13 protein-coding genes are annotated in these 20,098 nt (G+C 39.5%); all 13 read left to right on the top strand.

The window, feature by feature from the left end:
• Positions 1-295: 295 nt before the first annotated feature.
• The 13 genes from FS608_RS25295 to FS608_RS25235 all read left to right on the top strand — a co-directional run bounded on the left by FS608_RS25295 (position 296) and on the right by FS608_RS25235 (position 20,043).
• On the top strand, positions 296-2,692 hold the full coding sequence (locus FS608_RS25295) for a beta-glucosidase (protein ID WP_144555339.1): 2,397 nt from the start codon (positions 296-298) through the stop codon (positions 2,690-2,692).
• Between the two features lie 169 nt (positions 2,693-2,861).
• Positions 2,862-3,854, top strand: coding sequence for a sugar-binding protein (locus FS608_RS25290; protein WP_144555338.1), 993 nt, complete (start codon positions 2,862-2,864; stop codon positions 3,852-3,854).
• The gene (locus FS608_RS25285) at positions 3,854-5,335 is read left to right on the top strand and encodes a sensor histidine kinase (RefSeq protein WP_144555337.1); all 1,482 of its coding nucleotides are present in this window, start codon (positions 3,854-3,856) and stop codon (positions 5,333-5,335) included. The genes FS608_RS25290 and FS608_RS25285 overlap by 1 nt, the downstream gene beginning before the upstream one ends.
• On the top strand, positions 5,310-6,896 hold the full coding sequence (locus tag FS608_RS25280) for a response regulator (protein ID WP_144555336.1): 1,587 nt from the start codon (positions 5,310-5,312) through the stop codon (positions 6,894-6,896). Before FS608_RS25285 ends, FS608_RS25280 begins: the two co-directional genes overlap by 26 nt.
• A 238-nt stretch (positions 6,897-7,134) precedes the next feature.
• Positions 7,135-8,193, top strand: coding sequence for a galactose/glucose ABC transporter substrate-binding protein MglB (gene mglB / locus FS608_RS25275; protein WP_144555335.1), 1,059 nt, complete (start codon positions 7,135-7,137; stop codon positions 8,191-8,193).
• A gap of 196 nt (positions 8,194-8,389) precedes the next feature.
• On the top strand, positions 8,390-9,895 hold the full coding sequence (gene mglA / locus FS608_RS25270) for a galactose/methyl galactoside ABC transporter ATP-binding protein MglA (RefSeq protein ID WP_144555334.1): 1,506 nt from the start codon (positions 8,390-8,392) through the stop codon (positions 9,893-9,895).
• Between the two features lie 12 nt (positions 9,896-9,907).
• On the top strand, positions 9,908-10,930 hold the full coding sequence (gene mglC / locus FS608_RS25265) for a galactose/methyl galactoside ABC transporter permease MglC (RefSeq protein ID WP_144555333.1): 1,023 nt from the start codon (positions 9,908-9,910) through the stop codon (positions 10,928-10,930).
• A gap of 311 nt (positions 10,931-11,241) precedes the next feature.
• Complete coding sequence (locus FS608_RS25260) at positions 11,242-12,477, top strand: Zn-dependent hydrolase (RefSeq protein ID WP_144555332.1); 1,236 nt, start codon at positions 11,242-11,244, stop codon at positions 12,475-12,477.
• Between the two features lie 172 nt (positions 12,478-12,649).
• Positions 12,650-14,113, top strand: coding sequence for a PstS family phosphate ABC transporter substrate-binding protein (locus FS608_RS25255; RefSeq protein ID WP_144555331.1), 1,464 nt, complete (start codon positions 12,650-12,652; stop codon positions 14,111-14,113).
• Between the two features lie 361 nt (positions 14,114-14,474).
• Positions 14,475-15,908: a GntP family permease gene (locus FS608_RS25250; protein ID WP_144555330.1), complete on the top strand. Its 1,434-nt coding sequence runs from the start codon at positions 14,475-14,477 to the stop codon at positions 15,906-15,908.
• A 51-nt stretch (positions 15,909-15,959) separates the two neighbouring features.
• Positions 15,960-16,745 (top strand): 3-hydroxybutyrate dehydrogenase, encoded by a 786-nt coding sequence (locus FS608_RS25245; RefSeq protein ID WP_144555329.1) that lies wholly within the window; start codon positions 15,960-15,962, stop codon positions 16,743-16,745.
• A gap of 128 nt (positions 16,746-16,873) precedes the next feature.
• Positions 16,874-18,295 (top strand): sigma-54 interaction domain-containing protein, encoded by a 1,422-nt coding sequence (locus FS608_RS25240; RefSeq protein ID WP_144555328.1) that lies wholly within the window; start codon positions 16,874-16,876, stop codon positions 18,293-18,295.
• 131 nt (positions 18,296-18,426) lie between these two features.
• Positions 18,427-20,043 carry an ATP-binding protein gene (locus FS608_RS25235; protein WP_144555327.1) on the top strand — a complete coding sequence of 539 codons (1,617 nt, stop codon included), beginning with the start codon at positions 18,427-18,429 and terminating at the stop codon, positions 20,041-20,043.
• Positions 20,044-20,098 lie beyond the last annotated feature (55 nt).

Here is a 20,098-nt window from a genome sequence, read left to right as displayed (position 1 = left end):
ATTTACTAGATTAATTTGTCATTGACTGAATATTCAATAAATTAATAAAAAATCAAGGGTAATTCTACATATTTGTTAGACATTTTCCGACAGGACTTTAGATATAGGTTGATATAACGGTAAAGGAGGCTCATTCTAACACTTTTTGAGTAAAACAAAATAGTGAAGATATTCGCAATATAATCCAGAAGATTATTAATTGTCAGAAAGTTTGTTTAAGTTAAACTAGCAAATGTAAGCGTTTCGATTTTTCTTGTGTAAAAAGGTTAAACTAATTTGAGGGGGAATTAGCATTATGTTAAAAAAACTAAGGAAAAAGAAAAAGTCAAAATTTCTAGCATTTACTCTTACATCTTCATTACTTCTCTCAGGACTCACCTATGACATTGCATCCGCTCAAAGTCAAAATCCAACATCCGTAAAGCAAGCTCTAACTTCTACTGAACAGACATCAACGCCATACTTAACAGATGCGGCATCGATTGACCGTGTGATTCAAGCGATGACCCTCGAGGAAAAATCAAAATTCGTTGTAGGGGTAGGAATGCCTGGATTTGGAACGCCTGCTTTTGAGGATGTAGTTGGAGCAGTAGGTGGTACATATGGAATTCCTCGGTTAGGAATCCCTGAACTGCGTTTTGCCGACGGTCCGGCAGGCCTGAGAATCAGACCAACCAGAACAGGACAAACTCAAACCTACTATGCAACCGCTTTCCCAATCGCAACATCGCTGGCCTCTACTTGGGATACAGCAACAGTAGAAGCTATTGGTAAAGCTCAAGGAAATGAAGTAAAAGAATATGGTGTCGATATGTTATTAGCACCAGCGCTAAATATCCATCGTAATCCATTAAACGGCCGAAACTTCGAATACTATTCAGAAGATCCTTTAATTTCAGGAAAAATGGCTGCAGCGATGGTGAATGGGGTACAATCCAACGGGGTCGGTGCCACAATCAAGCACTTCGCAGCCAATAACCAAGAATCGAATAGGATGAACGTTGATACGGTAGTTTCAGAACGAGCATTACGCGAAATTTATCTAAAAGGATTTGAAATCGCTGTTAAGGAATCTAATCCATGGTCCGTAATGAGTTCTTATAACAAACTAAACGGAACATACACATCCCAAAGTGCAGACCTATTAACAACCGTTTTACGTAATGACTGGGGCTATAAAGGCTTTGTAATGACTGACTGGTTTGGCGGGAATGATCCTGTTGAACAAATGAAAGCACAAAATGACATGATAATGCCAGGTGCGGCAAACCAGTCAACCTTAATTAAAACGGCTGTTGAAAGTGGAAGTTTAGACGAAAAGGTGCTAAATCGGAATATCAAGAACATTCTGAACGTCCTCATCCAAACGCCTGAGTTTAAAAAGTACCAAAATACAGACAAGCCAGACTTAGCGGCCCACGCCCAAACAGCTCGAAAAGCGGCTGCTGAAGGGATGGTTCTTTTAAAGAACGACAAAATGCCTTTACCAATCAGCAAGGATCAGAAGATCACATTATTTGGTAATACCCAAATTGAAACCGTTAAAGGTGGAACAGGAAGCGGAGATGTTAATGCGGCTTACACCACCTCGATTGTAGATGGTCTAAAGAGTGCTGGATACCAGTTAAACCAAAATGAATTAGGTAAATATAAAACATATATCGATACACTTCGCTCGCAGGAGCAATACAAAATAAAACCAAGTCCATGGGGAGAAGATTTTGGTAAGTTAATTCCAGCTATTCCTGAAAAGCCTCTAGCAGATGACGAAATTTCTGGAGCTTCTCAGGCCACGGATGTTGGTGTCATTGTCATTGGCCGAAATTCTGGAGAAGGTGCAGACCGTAAAGTGGAAAAAGGGGATTACCTACTGAGTGATGCTGAACAAGACATGATTGCGAACGTATCCGCAGAATACCATAAGCAAGGCAAAAAAGTAGCGGTTATTCTAAATATTGGCGGACCGATCGAGGTAGCCAGCTGGCGGGATAAGGTCGACTCAATCCTCTTAGCATGGCAGCCTGGTCAAGAAGCAGGATATGCGGTTGCCGATGTGATTTCCGGTAAAGTCAATCCGTCCGGAAAACTGCCAACTACCTTCCCTGTAAAATACAGTGATGTGGCATCGGCCGATAGCTTCCCTGGTACACCTGCTGAGAACCCAACACAGGTAGTCTATAACGAAGACATTTATGTCGGTTACCGTTACAACACGACGTTTAATGTAAAGCCTGCTTATGAATTTGGTTATGGATTATCCTATACTGATTTCAATATTAGTCATGTAAATATCAGCGAGGGCAAGAAATTCAAAGACACGCTAAAGGTATCAGCTTTGGTAGAAAATACAGGGAAATTAGCCGGTAGAGAGGTCGTTCAAGTCTATGTTTCCGCTCCGGATGGAAAGCTTGAAAAACCTGCTGTGGAACTCAAAGCTTTTGATAAAACAAAAGAACTGAAGCCGCACCAACGTCAACTGCTTCAATTCGAACTTAATGCCAAAGACCTTGCCTCCTTCGATGAAGAGAAAAATGCATGGGTTCTTGAAAAAGGCACCTATACTGTAAAAGTTGGTGCATCCTCAGAAGACATTAAAGGAACAGTCACGTTTACGGTAGACCGCGACATCGTCGTTGAAAAGGTGAACGAGGCATTAGCGCCTAAAGTTGACTTTGAACGACTTACCAAATAATTTTTAATAAACATGGATAAGCAGCCCTCATTGAAAGTCAATGAAGGCTGTTTATCTTTTGGTAAAAATGAGGATTCTAGTCAAAATATTTTCATTTTTTGGAGATTGTCGAAAATTGGTAAGTTCCGTATAATATGCATTAACAATGCACGAGGATTGGGGATGTTATATGAGCAAGTTATCCATCGTTGCCTATACAGTAGGAAGTTTGTTTTTTCTTGTCAGTTGCTCATTTTCAATATTTTACGGATATAAGGTCGTTACCCACCATTTGCCCAAAGAGGAAAAGGCAGTAAAAAAGTATAACTACCATTTTATTCTTGTTCCAGAGGAGTTAGATAATGATTATTGGAAGCTTGTTGAAGAAGGGGCAAAGGCAGCAGCTAAAAAACACGATGTTCTCTTAGAATATGCCGGACCAAAACAATCCAATCTGGACGATCATTTAAAAACAATTGAAATGTCGGCGGCAGCAAAAGTGGACGGAATCATGACACAGGGACTGAGCGATGACCAATTTAGCCCACTTATCAATAAGGTTGTAGCAAAGGGAATACCTGTCATTACTGTTGATACAGATGCAGCAAATAGCAGAAGGCAGGCTTATATTGGGACAGACAATTATTATTCTGGATTTTTGGCAGGGAAGGCCTTAATTAAAGATACAAAGGGAAAAGCAAATGTAGCGATAATTACCGGCAGCTTTACTAGGAATCACCAAATTCAAAGGGTACAGGGCTTTAAGGATGCCGTTCAACCTGAAAAAGGGATTCATATTATTGCTTTGGAAGAATCAGAGATTAGCCGGGTGAAAGCTGCAGAAAAGGCTAACCAAATCATGCAGGAACACCCTGAAGTGAATGCATTTTTTGGAACAAGCGCTCTGGACGGCATTGAAATAGCACATGTGGTAGAAAAATATAAAAAGCAAAATCAAATATACATTATTGGATTCGATACACTTCCCGAAACCATAAAATACATTCGGCAGGGAACCATTAAGGCAACGGTCGTTCAAGAGCCATATCAAATGGGATACGGTGCCGTGGAAATGATGATTAATATTATTGAGGGAAAAAGAGTACCTCCTATTGTCCATACAAATACTCGAATTATCGGTGTAGAGGACCTTCCTGTCAGAGGAATGGGGGGAAGAAAGTGATGTTATTTCGTATCAGATCAAAGCTGCTTTTATATTTTATTGTGCTTGTTGTTTTATTATCTTCTGTCGGCTTCTTTTTTTATAACAGCAGTGAAAAATTAGTAACGGAATATGACGACAGTTTTGAACGCTTTCTGTTGTTGAATGATATCTCCCAAAGAACCAACTTAATGACGGAAAAGCTGCATGCATATATTTTAGACAAACAGCCTTCCTATCTAAGAGATTTTCAAAAAGAAAAGCTGAAGCTAATCAAGGATCAAAATAGATTATATGAAGTAATTCATACAAATGAAATTAATCTTACAAATTATAAAAATATGATCGATAGCTTTATAGACGAAAGTGATGCAACTTTAGGGGCTTTTAAAAAGGACGAGATTAACAAATATTCGAATCATTTTAATGAGGTTTTAAAGATTAATGGTTTTCTTCAGGAAAGCACTCTGGATTTGTTAAATAATAAACTGACAGATTATCAAAAATTTTATGGCCAGATGGAGCAGCAAAACCATTATTATAAATTGATGTCGATTTCGCTTTTTGCGGCTGCTTTTTTCCTTAGCACCTTGTTAGCGTTATGGATTTCCGGCGGGATTACGAAGCCAATTAGTTTGCTATCAAAAGCGGCAAAGGAAATTTCAAAAGGAAATCTATCAGGAGAAGATATAAAAATTACCTCAAAGGACGAGTTAAAGCCATTAACGGAAACCTTTAACCAAATGCGCACGAATCTAAGGCAATTGGTAAAGGAGATCAAACAAAAATCGGAATTGGATAAGCTGTTAAAGGAATTGGAGCTGCGGAGTCTGCAAAATCAAATCAATCCACACTTTTTATTCAATACATTGAATACGGTTTCAAAACTGGCTTATTTAGAGGAAGCAGAACAAACGTCCAGATTGATTGAAGCTGTTGCGGCATTACTGCGGTACAATCTCGGAGATGTGAATAAGGCCTCAACTCTTCGTGATGAGGTGAGAATTGTCAGTGAGTATTTTTATATTCAAAAAACGAGATTTGGAGAGCGGATCCAATTTATTACAGATATCCAGGAAGACTGTTTGGATATTGAGATTCCGGTTTTAATTTTGCAGCCACTCATTGAGAACGCCTTCATTCATGGGGTAGAGGAATATGAAGAAAATGCAGAGATCCGCCTGAATGTATACCGACACAATGACCGAATTTACGTGGAAGTTATCGATAACGGGGAAGGGATGAGTGAAGCTACTAAAAAAAGATTTCTCAATTATGTGGAAGGAACAGCAGCAGAAGAGTCTTTTGTTCCTGATAAGTCAAAGGGCCATTCCAATGGGATTGGAGTGAAAAACGTAATTAGAAGGCTTCAACTCTATTACCAGCGAAACGACGTAGTGGAGATCGAATCAGAATTGAAGAAAGGGACCACGTTTAGACTGACCATTCCTGAGGTAGGTAAAGGGGGACAAGAGCTTGTTGAAAATACTTATAGTAGATGACGAAATACTGGAGAGAAAGGCATTAACAAAAATTATTAACAACTCTTCGGATACAGTCAAGGTCATAGGAGAGGCTCCCAATGGAAGAATAGCCATTGAAATGGCTAAAGAACATCAACCTGATATTATGTTTATGGACATAAAAATGCCTGGGGTTGATGGAGTCCAAGCAGTAAAAGCGATTAGAAGATTCGCCCCCGGTATTCGGTTTATCATGGTGTCGGCGTTTAATACCTTTGAATATGCTAAAGAAGTCATGCAGCAGGGGGTAAAGGAATACATCCTAAAGCCGAGCAGTAAAAAGGATATTCTTGAAAGCTTACACCGTGTCTCGGAGGAAATCGTTGAAGAACGGAAGCATAGGGAAGAGCACGAAAACTTAAGGCAAAATCTTAATCGTGCTGTTTCCATTGCCCAAAAGGAATGGGTATCATCGCTTTTGGTAAATCAAGTCCAGGACATTACGTTTGATGAATGGGGACAATTATTAGGTGTTGAAATTACAAGTGGATATATAACGCTGTTTTCCTTTCAGCCAATACAAGAAAGCGAAATAACGACAAACGAAAAACAATCTTGGTATTTGTGGCTCAAGGAAAACGTAAAATCTTTGGTAAAAGAAAAAGAGGCTATTTTTGGGCCGATGACGGACAACCAAGTTCCAGTTTTATTCCTATCCCAAAAAACGATAGAAAAAAGCCAGTTTAAATCCATCGTAAGGTCTACTATTGAACGGCTATTTGCGATTTTTAATAAAGAATCTTTCAAAGGTCAATTGCGGATTGGAATTGGCCGACCTTACCATTATGCACATGAACTGAATCATTCCTACCATGAAGCAGTCATGGCATTAGAACAACTGCTAAAAAGCCCGAATCAAAGGTACTTTTTTTCGGACAGACAAGAATCAACAGAACGGCCAGATCAATCTGGGATACTTGAGGTTGAGAAAAAGCTCTTGGATGCCGTCCGGCAGGGAGATGTGAATCAAGTCCTGTTAACTTTTGATTCATTTGTCACGATGCCTACGGAAAATAATGAATTAAGTGCTCCATTGCTAAAAAAGTCTTTTGATGAATTGTTTGTTCTGATTTCGCGAATGCTCCATGATTTAGGAATCAGCTATCAACAACTCCCATCTATTGATGAAACGGAAGAAGCAATGAAGATCGTAGAAAAGGGAAAAGCCCATCTGTTGGCGGTAGTCCAGCATGTACAGGTCTGGCGTAACAATCATGCCAAAGGAATGCTGCATAAAGCAAAGGAATATATTGAAATTCACTATGCCGATTCCCTTACTTTGGAACAAGTTGCTGAATATGTGGAACTTAGTCCTTTTTATTTCAGTAAATTATTTAAAGATCGGTTCGGTTTGACGTTTATCGATTATTTAACAGAGAAAAGGATTTCAAAGGCAAAATCGGAAATGGCAGACCCCGGAAAAAGTTTAAAGGAAATCTGCTATTTAATCGGCTATAAAGATCCGAATTATTTTAGCCGTGTTTTTAAAAAGCATACTGGTTTGTCTCCTACTGAATTCCGTAAGGCTTCTGTAAATTAATAATTTTACTAAAAGACCAATCCGCAAAATGGGTTGGTCTCTTTTTTTACAAATATTACATTTGGATTGCAAGCGTTTGCAAAATAATCTAGGTAATCGCAAATTAGTGCTAGTGTTTTGAACTATTGCAAAGTTTCGTCCGATGCTAACATATAGGTAAGGGCTTACATGGAGGCTAAGTTAAGCAGATTAGATGCTTACCAGAGTCTTTACTAAATAGTAAAAGGAGAATGACAACATGTTTAAAAAGAAAAAAGGGTTAATTCTATCTTTGACAGTTGCGTCTAGTATTCTATTAGCAACAGGCTGCAGTGATTCAACTAGTGGTAAGGATTCTGGTTCAGGCAAGGATAGTCTTCCAGCAGTTGGTGCGACCATTTACAAATTTGATGACAACTTTATGTCTTATGTGCGCCGTGCAATGGAAACTTCAGCTAAAGATAATGTAAAGCTAATGTTGAACGACTCTCAAAACGACCAAGCAAAACAAATTGAACAAGTCGATACACTTATTGCCAAAGGAGCTAAGTCTCTTGCCATTAACCTTGTGGATCCAAAAGCGGCTCAAACAATTATCGACAAAGCGAAACCAAAAAATATTCCAGTCATTTTCTTTAACAAAGAGCCAGATGCCAGCGTATTAAAAGGCTACGATAAAGCTTACTATGTTGGAACTACATCTTCAGAATCAGGTGTTCTTCAGGGGCAACTTATTGCTAAAGCTTGGGAAGCTAACAAAGATAAATATGATAAAAACAAAGATGGTAAACTTCAATACGTATTATTAAAAGGTGAGCCAGGACATCCAGATGCAGAAGCACGTACAAAATTTGCAGTGGATACTGTAAAAGAGAAAGGTATCCAAGTAGAAGAATTAGCAATGGATACGGCGATGTGGGATGCAACAAAAGCGACTGAAAAAATGGATGCTTGGTTAGCTAAGTACAGCGATAAGATTGAATTTGTCATCGCTAATAATGATGGAATGGCCCTAGGTGCGGTTGCTTCTCTTGAAAAAGCGGGCTACTTCTCTGGCGACAAGTTTATGCCAGTTGTAGGTGTAGACGCGATTCCAGAAGCACTTGAAATGATTGAAAAAGGCAAAATGGTTGGTACTGTCTTAAACGATGCTAAAAACCAAGGTAAAGCTACCATTGATCTTGCAGCAAATGCAGCAAAGGGTAAAGACGTATTAGACGGAACAGAATGGAAGCTTGATGATAATAAAGCCGTACGTGTTCCTTACATTGAAATTACAAAAGATAATATCCAAGTGGGTAAAGACGCTTATAAGTAGAAAAGTGGAAGCGCCTTGTCCAGGGGCTGCACAGCCCCTTGGCGCTCTTCGAACGAAGGAAAAGGGATCGCTTTTCTTTCGTTCGGAGTAAGACTCCTTCGAAATTGGAGCTGGACACCGTATGTTTATAAAAAATTCATATAAGGCACCTAAAACTGTGTCTTATCTTCAAATGGTTTAACAAGGAGGTTCGCTCATGTCAGAATCCAGAACTACCAACTTACTTGAAATGCTAAACATAACCAAACGATTCCCTGGGGTACTTGCTTTAAATAATGTGTCCCTTAAAGTAAAGCCCGGATCAGTACATGCCTTAATGGGCGAAAATGGTGCCGGAAAATCAACACTAATGAAATGCCTATTTGGGATTTATTCGATGGATGAAGGCAAAATCCTTTTTGATGGAAAAGAAGTCTCCTTTGCCAATTCAAAGCAGGCCCTTGAAAATGGCGTATCAATGGTGCACCAAGAACTTAATCAGGTTCGTCAACAGAATGTTATGGATAATATATGGCTCGGCCGTTATCCAAAAAAAGGTATTTTCATAGATGAAAAGAAAATGTATGAGGATACAGCAGCGATTTTCAAAAGCCTTGACATCAATATTGATCCACGCAGTAAGGTGAGTACGCTATCTGTTTCAGAAATGCAAATGGTCGAAATTGCCAAGGCTGTTTCTTACCATTCAAAAATCATCGTTATGGATGAACCAACCTCATCACTTACTGAGACTGAAGTAAATCATCTATTTAGAATCATTAGAAGACTGCAAAGTGAGAATGTAGCAATTATCTATATATCTCACAAAATGGAGGAAATCTTGAAGATTTCTGATGAAGTAACCATCATGCGTGACGGTCAGTATATTGCGACCAAAAGCGCGAAAGATCTCACCACTGACGAAATCATCAAACTGATGGTTGGCCGTGACTTATCGCAGCGCTTCCCCGCTAAGGCAAACAAGCCTGGGGATGTCATTTTGAAAGTCTCTGATCTGACGGCAGAAACACAACCTTCTTTTTCTAATGTAAGTTTTGAACTAAGAAAAGGAGAAATATTAGGGATTGCCGGCTTAGTTGGATCCAAACGGACAGAGGTTGTTGAAGCATTGTTTGGGATAAGATCGATAACCTCAGGAACGATTGAATTAAATGGCAAGGTGGTCAAAAATCACTCGCCGCAACACGCCATCAAAAACGGCTTTGCCCTTGTTACTGAAGAAAGAAGATCAACGGGTATATTCCCTGATTTGAGTATCAGTTTTAACTCGATTATTTCAAATATGAAGCAATATAAAACTAAAAGCGGTTTCCTATCGGACCGAAAAGTTGCTGATGATACGCAATGGGTGATTGATTCAATGAAAGTAAAAACCCCATCGCAAAAAACATCTATCGGCAGTCTTTCAGGGGGTAACCAGCAAAAGGTTATTATTGGACGCTGGCTGTTAACCAAACCGGAAATTTTATTGCTAGATGAACCGACACGAGGGATTGACGTTGGGGCAAAGTTCGAAATTTACCAGTTAATCAATGAGTTAGCCGCTGAAGGAAAAGGAATTATCATGATTTCTTCAGAAATGCCAGAGCTTCTAGGAGTTTCTGACCGAATTTTAGTTATGAGTAATGGTAAAGCAGCTGGGATTGTCGAAACGGCAACAACATCCCAAGAAGAAATCATGAGCTTAGCAGCTTTGTATTAGGAGGAGATGCAAATGAATAAATCAGCTACACAAAAAGGCAATATAACCAAGTTGCTCTTTGATAATGTGATATATGTATTTTTAATCTTACTAGTCATTGGAATCGTAATCGCTTCTCCTGACTTTCTATCAGTGACAAATCTTATCAATATCCTAAGTCAGTCATCTTCCCGGATCATTATTGCGCTTGGGATGGCTGGAATTCTGATTACCGCTGGAACAGACTTATCTGCTGGACGGATGGTTGGGCTAGCAGCTGTGGTGTCTGCATCTTTGCTGCAAGCTGGTGATTATGCTTATAAAATGTATCCGAACCTTCCAGAATTGCCGTTAATTGTCCCAATCTTAATTGCCATGATTGCAACGGGTTTAATTTCTACATTAAATGGTGTAATTGTAGCCAAGTTACATGTGCCGCCATTCATTGCCACATTAGGTATGATGATTGGTGTATACGGAATCACTTCTATTTACTTTGACCGCCCGCCATATGGCGCACAGCCGATTGGTGGATTAAGCGAAAAATTTACAACATTTGCCCAACGCGGGATTCCAATTGGATCCTATGAACTTCCATATCTTGTCATTTATGCAATTATAACAACTGCAGTTATCTGGGTTATTTGGAATAAAACACAATTAGGTAAAAACATGTTTGCGATCGGTGGAAACCCTGAAGCAGCAAAGGTTTCAGGTGTTAACGTTGCAAGAAACCTGATCATTATCTATATGATTGCAGGTTTATTATATGGATTCTCTGGTACGCTTGAAGCTGGTCGTGTTGGTAGTGCAACAAACAATACAGGAAACATGTACGAACTAGATGCCATCGCAGCCTGCGTAGTCGGTGGTGTATCACTATCAGGTGGTATCGGGTCTGTACCAGGCGTCGTAACCGGGGTATTAATATTCCAAATCATCAACTACGGTCTAGCCTTCCTTGGTGTAAGTCCATACATCCAATTCATCGTAAAAGGACTTATCATCGTCGTAGCAGTAGCATTCGACATGCGCAAACACGCAAAGAAAAAATAAGTTTAATGGTGTTGGTGTCAGGCACCGTTCGTGGACAGTTGTCCAAGAGCGGTGCCTGACACCTTTTTTCATACAAACTATCAAACAATTTGTATGTGAGATTTTATGTTCTGTCTAATGACAGGGCTTGGCCGTAGTGTATAATGAATATATTGACTGAATATTTACATAAAATTTTAAAATAAGCTAAAATTTGGGCTAAGAGCTGCATAATGATCATATTCCGCAAATGTCCGGTTTAATCCTCCATGAGATTTTTTAACCAATGAATCATGCACGTAATCTCACTTAAAAAAAGGGAGTGTTTAATCATGCAAAGACAAAAGTTATTGATTAATGGAGAAAGACTGAAAACGACACTAGAACAATTTGCAAACTTTGGCCGGACCCAAAACAATGGGGTCACAAGGTTGTCCTTATCAAAAGAGGATATTCGAGTAAGGGACTATTTCCGTTCCTGCTGTGAGGAATTATGTCTGACCGTCACGATTGATGATATGGGCTGCATGTATGCAACACTAGCTGGAATTGAGGATAAACCGCCAATTCTCATTGGTTCCCATTTGGATTCGGTGAAAAAAGGCGGCCGATTTGATGGTGTTTTAGGAGTTGTAGCTGGCTTAGAAGTCGTTAGGACGTTGGTTGAGAATCAGATAAAACCACAAATACCAATAACGATCGTTAATTTTACAAATGAAGAAGGAGCCCGGTTTGAACCATCCATGATGGCTTCAGGGGTGCTCTCTGGTAAATTTGATAAGGAAGTAATGCTGAAAAAGGTAGATTCAGAGGGAATTACCTTTGGTGAGGCTTTAAAGGCAAGCGGCTACGAGGGGGAAGTAGAGAATCGGTTGAAAGAGGCCGCGGCCCTATTAGAGCTTCATATTGAACAAGGCCCGATCCTTGAAAAAGAGGACCTCTCGATTGGTGTTGTAGAGTGTGTCGTCGGAATGGCCTGCTATGAGATTGAAATAACAGGGGAATCTGATCATGCCGGCACCACCCCAATGAATATGAGAAAAGATGCCCTGTTCGCTGCAAATAACTTAATCAATGAAATCCGCAGGCGGTTGGGGGGATTAGATGAAGACTTAGTTTTCACGATTGGCAGGGTGAACGTGTACCCAAGCATCCATACGGTCATTCCGAACAAGGTCGTCTTTACCCTTGAGGCACGCCATAAAGATATGGAAATTGTCCGTACAGTTAAAAACTTCATCGAATCACTCCCAAATTTAACTTCACTTAATGAAGGCTGCGAGGTAAAAACAACCAAATTATGGGGGCGGGACACCGTCTGGTTCGAACCAGAAATCTGTAAGGCACTAGAAGAGTCCGCCCAGGCACTTGGTTATTCCAATAAAAGAATGGTTTCGGGTGCAGGACATGATGCCCAGTTCATTGCCAGCTTCGTACCTACTGCGATGTTGTTTGTTCCAAGTATTAATGGAAAGAGCCATTGTGAGGAAGAATTAACAACGTGGGAAGACTGCGAAAAGGGGATCAATGTTTTATTGGATACAGTCCTAACAATGCTTTCAAAATAGGTACAGTTGAGTAAATTTTTAAAGTGACCCTTCCGCTTGCGGAAGGGTCTTTTTTTACATGAAGCACTTATTCATATATCCCTCAAAAGTTATATGTTGTAAATTTTATTATAAAAGTGTAAAATTACACTATTATATAATCTCGAAAAAACCAATAAAAAGGAGCGGAGACATGGGGAAAATAGTAAAGTTCTTATTGTTGTATTTTGGCATCGTACCACTAGTTTTTAGCTTTTTCGCATTCGCGATTATGACGGAATTTGATAATACTTTGCTTGCAGCACTTCCTGGATTAATTGTTGCGGGGTGTTTGACCGGGTTCCTCGTAAGCAAGAAGCACTTGAAGCAGGAATACATAAAGAACTATCTGCTCCTTGTTCTTGTTCCGCTTGCCTATACGGCGGTCCTTTGGGCCCTATTTATGCTGATTAGCAAAGGGTTTTACGGTGCAGATGCTTGGTTGTTTTATAGTATTTTTCATTTGGTATACGCGCCAAACTATTTTATTGCCATGCTTATGGGAGAAGGAAGATTATTTCTGGGGGCACCATTAGCATACGAGCTTTCCTTTATTTTAGGAACAGCGCTTGCCGTATTAATGGGGAGAATGCTCCCAGCCTTCAATAAAAAGCAACTGCTGTCAGTGATAATGATATTTATGCTTGCAATCGGTACTGGTGCCGCTGTTCAATGGCATCGCAGTAAAACGGTCCTGCCATCCTACGGGTTTGAATATGGAGGAGGATATTCGAGTACAGACCTTTATCCATATGATGTGAATAATCCAGATAATATTCTGCCAAAGTTGAAAACTGCTTCAACTTTCACGATTAAAAACCCAAGTGAAATGCCTATTTTAGATGGGGCAGAAGCTGCGTTCCCGGTGTATTCCGCTTTTGCCAATGCAGCCTATGAAAATATTGAAAAGGTGGTTCAAGAAAATGAGGAAGTCGTCACCTTTACTAATACCATTTATGCCTATGAGCGGCTTTTAACAGGTGATGTCGATATTTACTTTGGTGCAGAGCCATCAAAAGAACAGCAGCAAATGGCGAAAGAGGCAGGTAAAGAACTGGTCATGACCCCAATTGGGAAGGAAGCATTTGTCTTTTTCGTAAATCCAGATAATAAGATTGATAGCCTATCTGTTTCAGAGATTAAAGGCATTTACTCTGGAAAAATTAAAAACTGGTCAAAACTAGGCGGCAAGGATGAAAAAATTATTGCTTTCCAGCGTCCTAAAAATTCGGGGAGTCAAACGCTTCTGGAAAAAATCATGGGTGATACGCCTATCATGAAGCCTCTAAAAGAAGATGTACCTGAAGGGATGGGCGGGATTATTGAACAGGTAGCCGACTACCGAAACTATGACAATTCAATTGGATTTTCGTTTCGGTTCTTTGCAACGGGAATGAAGGCAAATACAGATATCAAGCTGTTGGCGATTAATGGGATTGAACCAAGTCCTGAAAACATCGCTAGTGGAAAATACCCTTTCACGGCCTCCTTATATGCGATCACAGTGAATGACAACAAAAAAATGCAAACAATCCATCCATTCCTGGAATGGATGCAGGGACCACAAGGCCAAGAAATCGTTGAAGATATTGGTTATATAAAAGTAACTAAGGATTAGAAACTCATTTACCATGACGCAAAAAAGCGAGGAGCACATGAATATGCTCTTCGCTTTTTTGTAGTTGGGGACTGTTCTTTCGTTTTAAAGTAAATTCCTGAAATACGGAAAATTCCGCATTCCCGGAATCACATTCGTAAATTATTCCAGAATTTCGGAATAAAAGATCGATACATTGGTGGATCTTAGTGGTTTCCGTATTAATTTAGTATAATAACAGTGTGATAATACTGAAAATTTATACTCTTTAAAATTAATAAACAAAATTGGCATGGAACTTGCAGTTAAAATAGTAGACTTCAATTTGCAAACGCTTACGAAATGAAATGAAGTTCAATCTAAACTTATAAGGGGGATTTAAATGCAATTATTTATTATTCTTTTATCGCTTGGGCTATTAATGTTTGTTGCCTACCGAGGGTTTTCTGTTATCTTATTTGCTCCAATCTGTGCACTTTTAGCAGTATTACTTGTTGACCCGATCCATGTTTTACCATTCTTTTCCGGCGTCTTCATGGAAAAAATGGTCGGATTTATTAAATCGTACTTCCCTGTTTTCTTATTAGGAGCGATTTTTGGTAAAGTGGTTGAAATGTCAGGGATTGCAGAATCCATTGCGAAGACGATTGTCCGCTGGCTTGGTGCAAAACGTGCGATGCTAACCATCGTATTATTAGGTGCAATTTTAACATATAGCGGTGTAAGTTTATTTGTAGCTGTTTTTGCTATTTATCCGTTTGCCGCCCAAATGTTCAGGGAAGCGAATATTCCAAAGCGCTTAATCCCAGGGACGATTGCACTTGGTGCTTTCACATTCACTATGGATGCCCTGCCGGGGACACCGCAAATTCAGAACGTTATTCCAATTCAATTCTTTAAAACGAATATTTATGCCGCTCCAACTCTTGGAATTATTGGTGCTATTTTTGTATTAGGCCTAGGTCTCTTATATCTTGAAACACGTAGGAAAAAGGCTGCAAAGGCAGGAGAAGGTTACTTTGGGTTTGGAACAGAGAATGCGGCGGCATTGGCTGAAGCCAATCAAAAGGATATGGCGGTTCCAGATTTAACATCTAAGCAATCAGTTTTAAAACAAGTTATGGCGTTTGTACCGCTTATCTTAGTAGGGGTTACCAATAAACTGTTCATCACATACATTCCAAAATGGTATCCGAACGGTTTTGATTTTTCTGCAATTGGTCTAAAGGCGTATGTAGTAGATGTTCCGACTGTTGCCGCGATTTGGGCAATTGAAATGGCTCTAGTCGTTGGGATTATTACATCACTTGCTTTTGATTGGAAGCGAGTAAAGATAAACTTTAAAGAAGGCTTAAACCTAAGTATTGCCGGAGCCTTGCTTGCCACCATGAACACAGGAGCAGAATATGGTTTTGGAGGAGTTATTGCTGCTCTTCCTGGATTTACAAAAATCAGTGATGGAATTTCCAGCACCTTTACAAATCCGCTCGTTAACGGTGCGGTTACAACTAGTTCCCTTGCAGGGATTACTGGTTCTGCCTCAGGTGGTATGGGGATTGCGTTAGGTGCAATGGCTGATAAGTACAACCAGGCAATTGCGGCGGCAAATATTCCGCCAGAAGTAATGCACCGTGTTGTTGCCATGGCATCCGGTGGTATGGATACACTTCCACATAACGGTGCTGTTATCACGTTACTTGCTGTTACTGGATTAACACACAAGCAATCGTACCGCGATATTTTCGCTGTTACGATCATTAAAACAGTGGCTGTTTTCTTTGTTATTGGTCTCTACACCTTATTTGGAATTATCTAAAAATGGTAAATATAGAATCATAGTTTTCTAGTTATTAAGGAGGATGCTCGGATGAGCAAGGCATTAGATGGAAAAACAGCGTTTATTACAGGTTCTGCAAGTGGGATAGGATTAGAAATTGCGAAGACTTTTGCAGAGGAAGGAGCAAAAGTAGTTATCTCTGATTTAAATGCTAGTAAAAGTGAAGAAGTGGCCTCTGAACTAAGGGAGCAAGGATTTGAAGCACTAGCAGCCCCATGTGATGTGACCGATGAGGAAGCATTTAAAAATAGTCTCGAGGCTGCTTATCAAACTTTCGGAAGCATAGATATTTTAGTCAATAATGCAGGAATGCAATATGTTTCACCAATTGAAGAGTTTCCTACTGAAAAATTTGAATTACTTGTCAAAATCATGTTAACAGCCCCCTTCATCGGGATTAAAAATGTATTCCCAATCATGAAGAAACAAGGCTTTGGAAGAGTCATCAATATGGCTTCCATTAATGGTGTTATTGGGTTTGCAGGTAAGGCTGCCTACAATAGTGCTAAACACGGTGTCATTGGCTTAACCAAGGTTGCTGCATTAGAGGGCGCAGCCGATGGAATCACTGTAAATGCTTTATGTCCTGGTTACGTCGATACACCGCTCGTCAGAAATCAATTAGGAGATTTGGCAAAAACGAGAAATGTCAGCCTAGATCGTGTCATTGAAGAAGTACTCTTCCCGCTAGTTCCGCAAAGGAGGCTCTTATCGGTATCAGAAATTGCTGATTATGCTGTCTTTCTAGCAAGCGATAAAGGAAGAGGCGTTACTGGCCAAGCGGTCATTCTAGATGGAGGCTACACGGCTCAATAATTGAAATAATGAATCCTATTCGATTGTTCGAATAGGATTTTCACTTTTATTGAAATACCTCCAATTCCTCAATCCTCTGTCGTTATTTGATATAATGACAATGTCTAATGTGCAAAGGTGGGATAAGAATGTTCGAAGGGTTTGAGGGAATCCCTGTTAATTGGCATAAGCAAATTATTAATTTATTAGCAGAACGAATAGTTGTGGTGGATCACAAAGGGATTATTCTTTATATAAATGAAGCATATTGCGAGTTTTTAGGAACAACCGTGAAAGATTCCGTCCACCGGCCAGTACAGGATGTCATTGAAAATTCACGTATGCACATCGTCGCCAAAACAGGACAAAAAGAGCTTGCTGCCCTTCATCCCATCAATGGAAGTGAAATGATTGCTAACCGTTTCCCTATAATTGAAGATGGGAAAATAGTAGGAGCGGTGGGAACAGTCATGTTTCGCACACCAGATGAATGGCAAATGTATAAAACAAAGATACAAGGACTAGTGGAAGAATTAAAATATTATAAAACAAAAGTTGAAAAAGAGTTGAAAAGTAAATACCATTTCAACCATTTAATTGGGAATAGCCCAGCTTTTGCGGCAACGAAAAAACTAGCAGAAAGAATTTCTGAAAGCAACTCATCCGTCCTATTAATTGGGGAATCAGGAACAGGCAAGGAATTATTTGCACATGCCATTCATAATAGCAGCATGCGTGCCTCCCTGCCTTTTGTTGCAATCAATTGTGCATCAATTCCAGAACATTTACTCGAATCGGAGCTATTTGGTTATGAAGATGGTGCATTTACAGGGGCAAAGAAAGGCGGCAAGAAGGGTCAGTTCGAAATTGCTAATAATGGGACACTCTTTCTAGATGAAATTGGTGACATGCCACTCTCGATGCAAAGTAAGCTTTTAAGGGTATTGCAGGAAAAAGAGGTGCAGCGAGTTGGTGGTCAAAGATCAATAGCTGTAGATGTCCGGATAATCGCTGCTACACACCGTGAATTAGAGGTGTTGGTGGAGGAAGGGAAATTTCGACAGGATTTGTACTATCGATTAAATGTAATCAAGATAGATATCCCTCCCCTAAGAGAACGAAAAGAGGATATTCCGCTTATTTCCCAAAATCTATTGAAAAAATTAGAGAGGAGATTTTATCGTAAAGGGATCGCGCTGTCTCCTTACGTAGAAGAAAGACTAATGCAGCATTCATGGCCGGGAAACATCCGGGAACTTGAGAATGTATTGGAACGTTCCATTAATGTTTTAGATGGAAAAACGATTGAAGTTGCCCATCTGCCATTATACCTGCGGGACATGGAAATGGATAATAATTATATTCCTGCAGCCCATCCTTCGAATAATCAGCAGGCGTTAAAAGGGGAATTACAGATTTCTTCATTAAAAGAAATACTTGCGAAGGTGGAAAAGGAAGCAATCCTTAATGCTTTACACATAACGAATGGCAATAAGCAGGAAGCTGCTAAAGTACTTAAAATTGGGAAAACCAGTTTTTATGAAAAGTGCAAATTATATGATATTAAATAGTAATAAATACCCGTTCGAATCAAGATGTAATTTCCTTTTTTAAAAGCTTATCATTACTATGGTAATAGGCACGACTCTAGTTTATGATAAAAGGGAATATTTCGAGAACAGTTAGAGTGGGTGGAAGCACAATGATCTTGTTAGACTATATTTTTAATCTTGCAATCTTTTCACTATTGGTTAGTACACCTTTAGTCATCTCCTCATTCATTAAGCATAAACCATTTAAACTAGCTCGCCCCTGGGGATCTGTTTATGCGGGGGTGGTTTCCGTACTTCTCGTTATGCTGTCTTTCCAGCAGCAAGGCTATTCTTACGATATCAGGTATGCACCTATTATTCTTATATTTGCTTACCTTGGTCCACTCGCAGGATTAATTACAGGACTGTTTTCATTACTCGCAAGACTGTGGACAAGCGGTCAATGGGAACCAGTTCTTATTGGCTGGGGATTGTTGATGTTTGGTTTCTCAGTTATTTACTTCTTTATTAAACGCTTTACGGCGATTAAAAGGATCGTCATAATATTTGCTGCTTATATTGTGATTTATGGGATTACGGTCTTTACTTTTAAGATATTTATTGATAACCCTATCTTTCATTTACAATATTTATTATTTGTGATGTTAGGGGTGATCATTGGCGCATTACTCATAGAGTCATATGAAAAGCTGCATAGATTAAATAATAGGTTAACAGATATGTATAAACTGGTAGAGGCAAGTGAATCAAAATACCGCCTTATCGCTGAGAATACATCAGACCTTATAATGGTTATGGATAAAGAGCAGGCAATCAGTTACTTTTCTCCTTCACACGAAATAGTTTTAGGATTTCAACGCTGTGAATTGGAGAGTTTCGAATTATGCAAGTTCATTCATCCTGACGATGTGAATCGGTTTCGAAGTACAGTTAAATTGATGTTTGACCAAAAAGAATCACAATCAATGGAATTCCGATTAAAGCACAAAGACGGACATTGGATTGAATTTGAGTCACGCTGTATGCCTGTAAAGGGAGAGAATAATCTCATAGCTAATATTGTTATTATTAGCAGAGATATCTCTGAACGAAAGCAGGCAGAAAATATCCTTTTGCGCTCGGAGAAACTATCAATTGTCGGGGAGTTAGCGGCAGGCGTGGCCCATGAAATAAGGAATCCTCTAACCACTATAAAAGGCTTCATGCAGCTTCATAAAAGAGGGGATAGTTCGATTGATGATTTGCTCTTAAGTGAATTGAATCGTATTGAAACGATTACCAGCCAACTGCTTACTTTGGGAAAACCGCAAGCGCTTCAATTAGTCAGGACGAATATCCTCGATTTGATCGAAGATACCCTTGAACTTCTAGCGCCTGAAGCTATGATGAGTAATATCCAATTCAAACTGGATTTTGATGAAACATCCTACTTTATTACCTGTGAGAAAAATCAATTAAAACAGGTCTTTCTTAATATTTTAAAGAATGCAATGGAAGCAATGAAAGAAGGGGGAGAAATTCACGTCAAGCTTCAAAGAGGACCAGATGATGAATGTATTATTTCTATTCAGGACCAAGGGTGCGGGATTCCTGAAGAATTACTTCCTCGATTAGGTGAACCATTCTATACATTGAAAGAAAAAGGAACAGGCCTCGGCCTAATGATTAGCCATAAAATCATAAAACAACACCAGGGCATCATTACATTTAGCAGTAAAGAAAAATTAGGAACAAAAGTTGAAATAAAATTCCCATCGGCCAGTTGAAAATTGTAAAGGTGTCAGGCACCACCCGTGGACAAATGTCCACGGGTGGTGCCTG

It is taken from the genome of Bacillus sp. X1(2014) (assembly GCF_007678255.1).
Note: the sequence above shows the minus strand (reverse complement) of the source record. Positions and strands in the feature narration are given on the sequence as shown.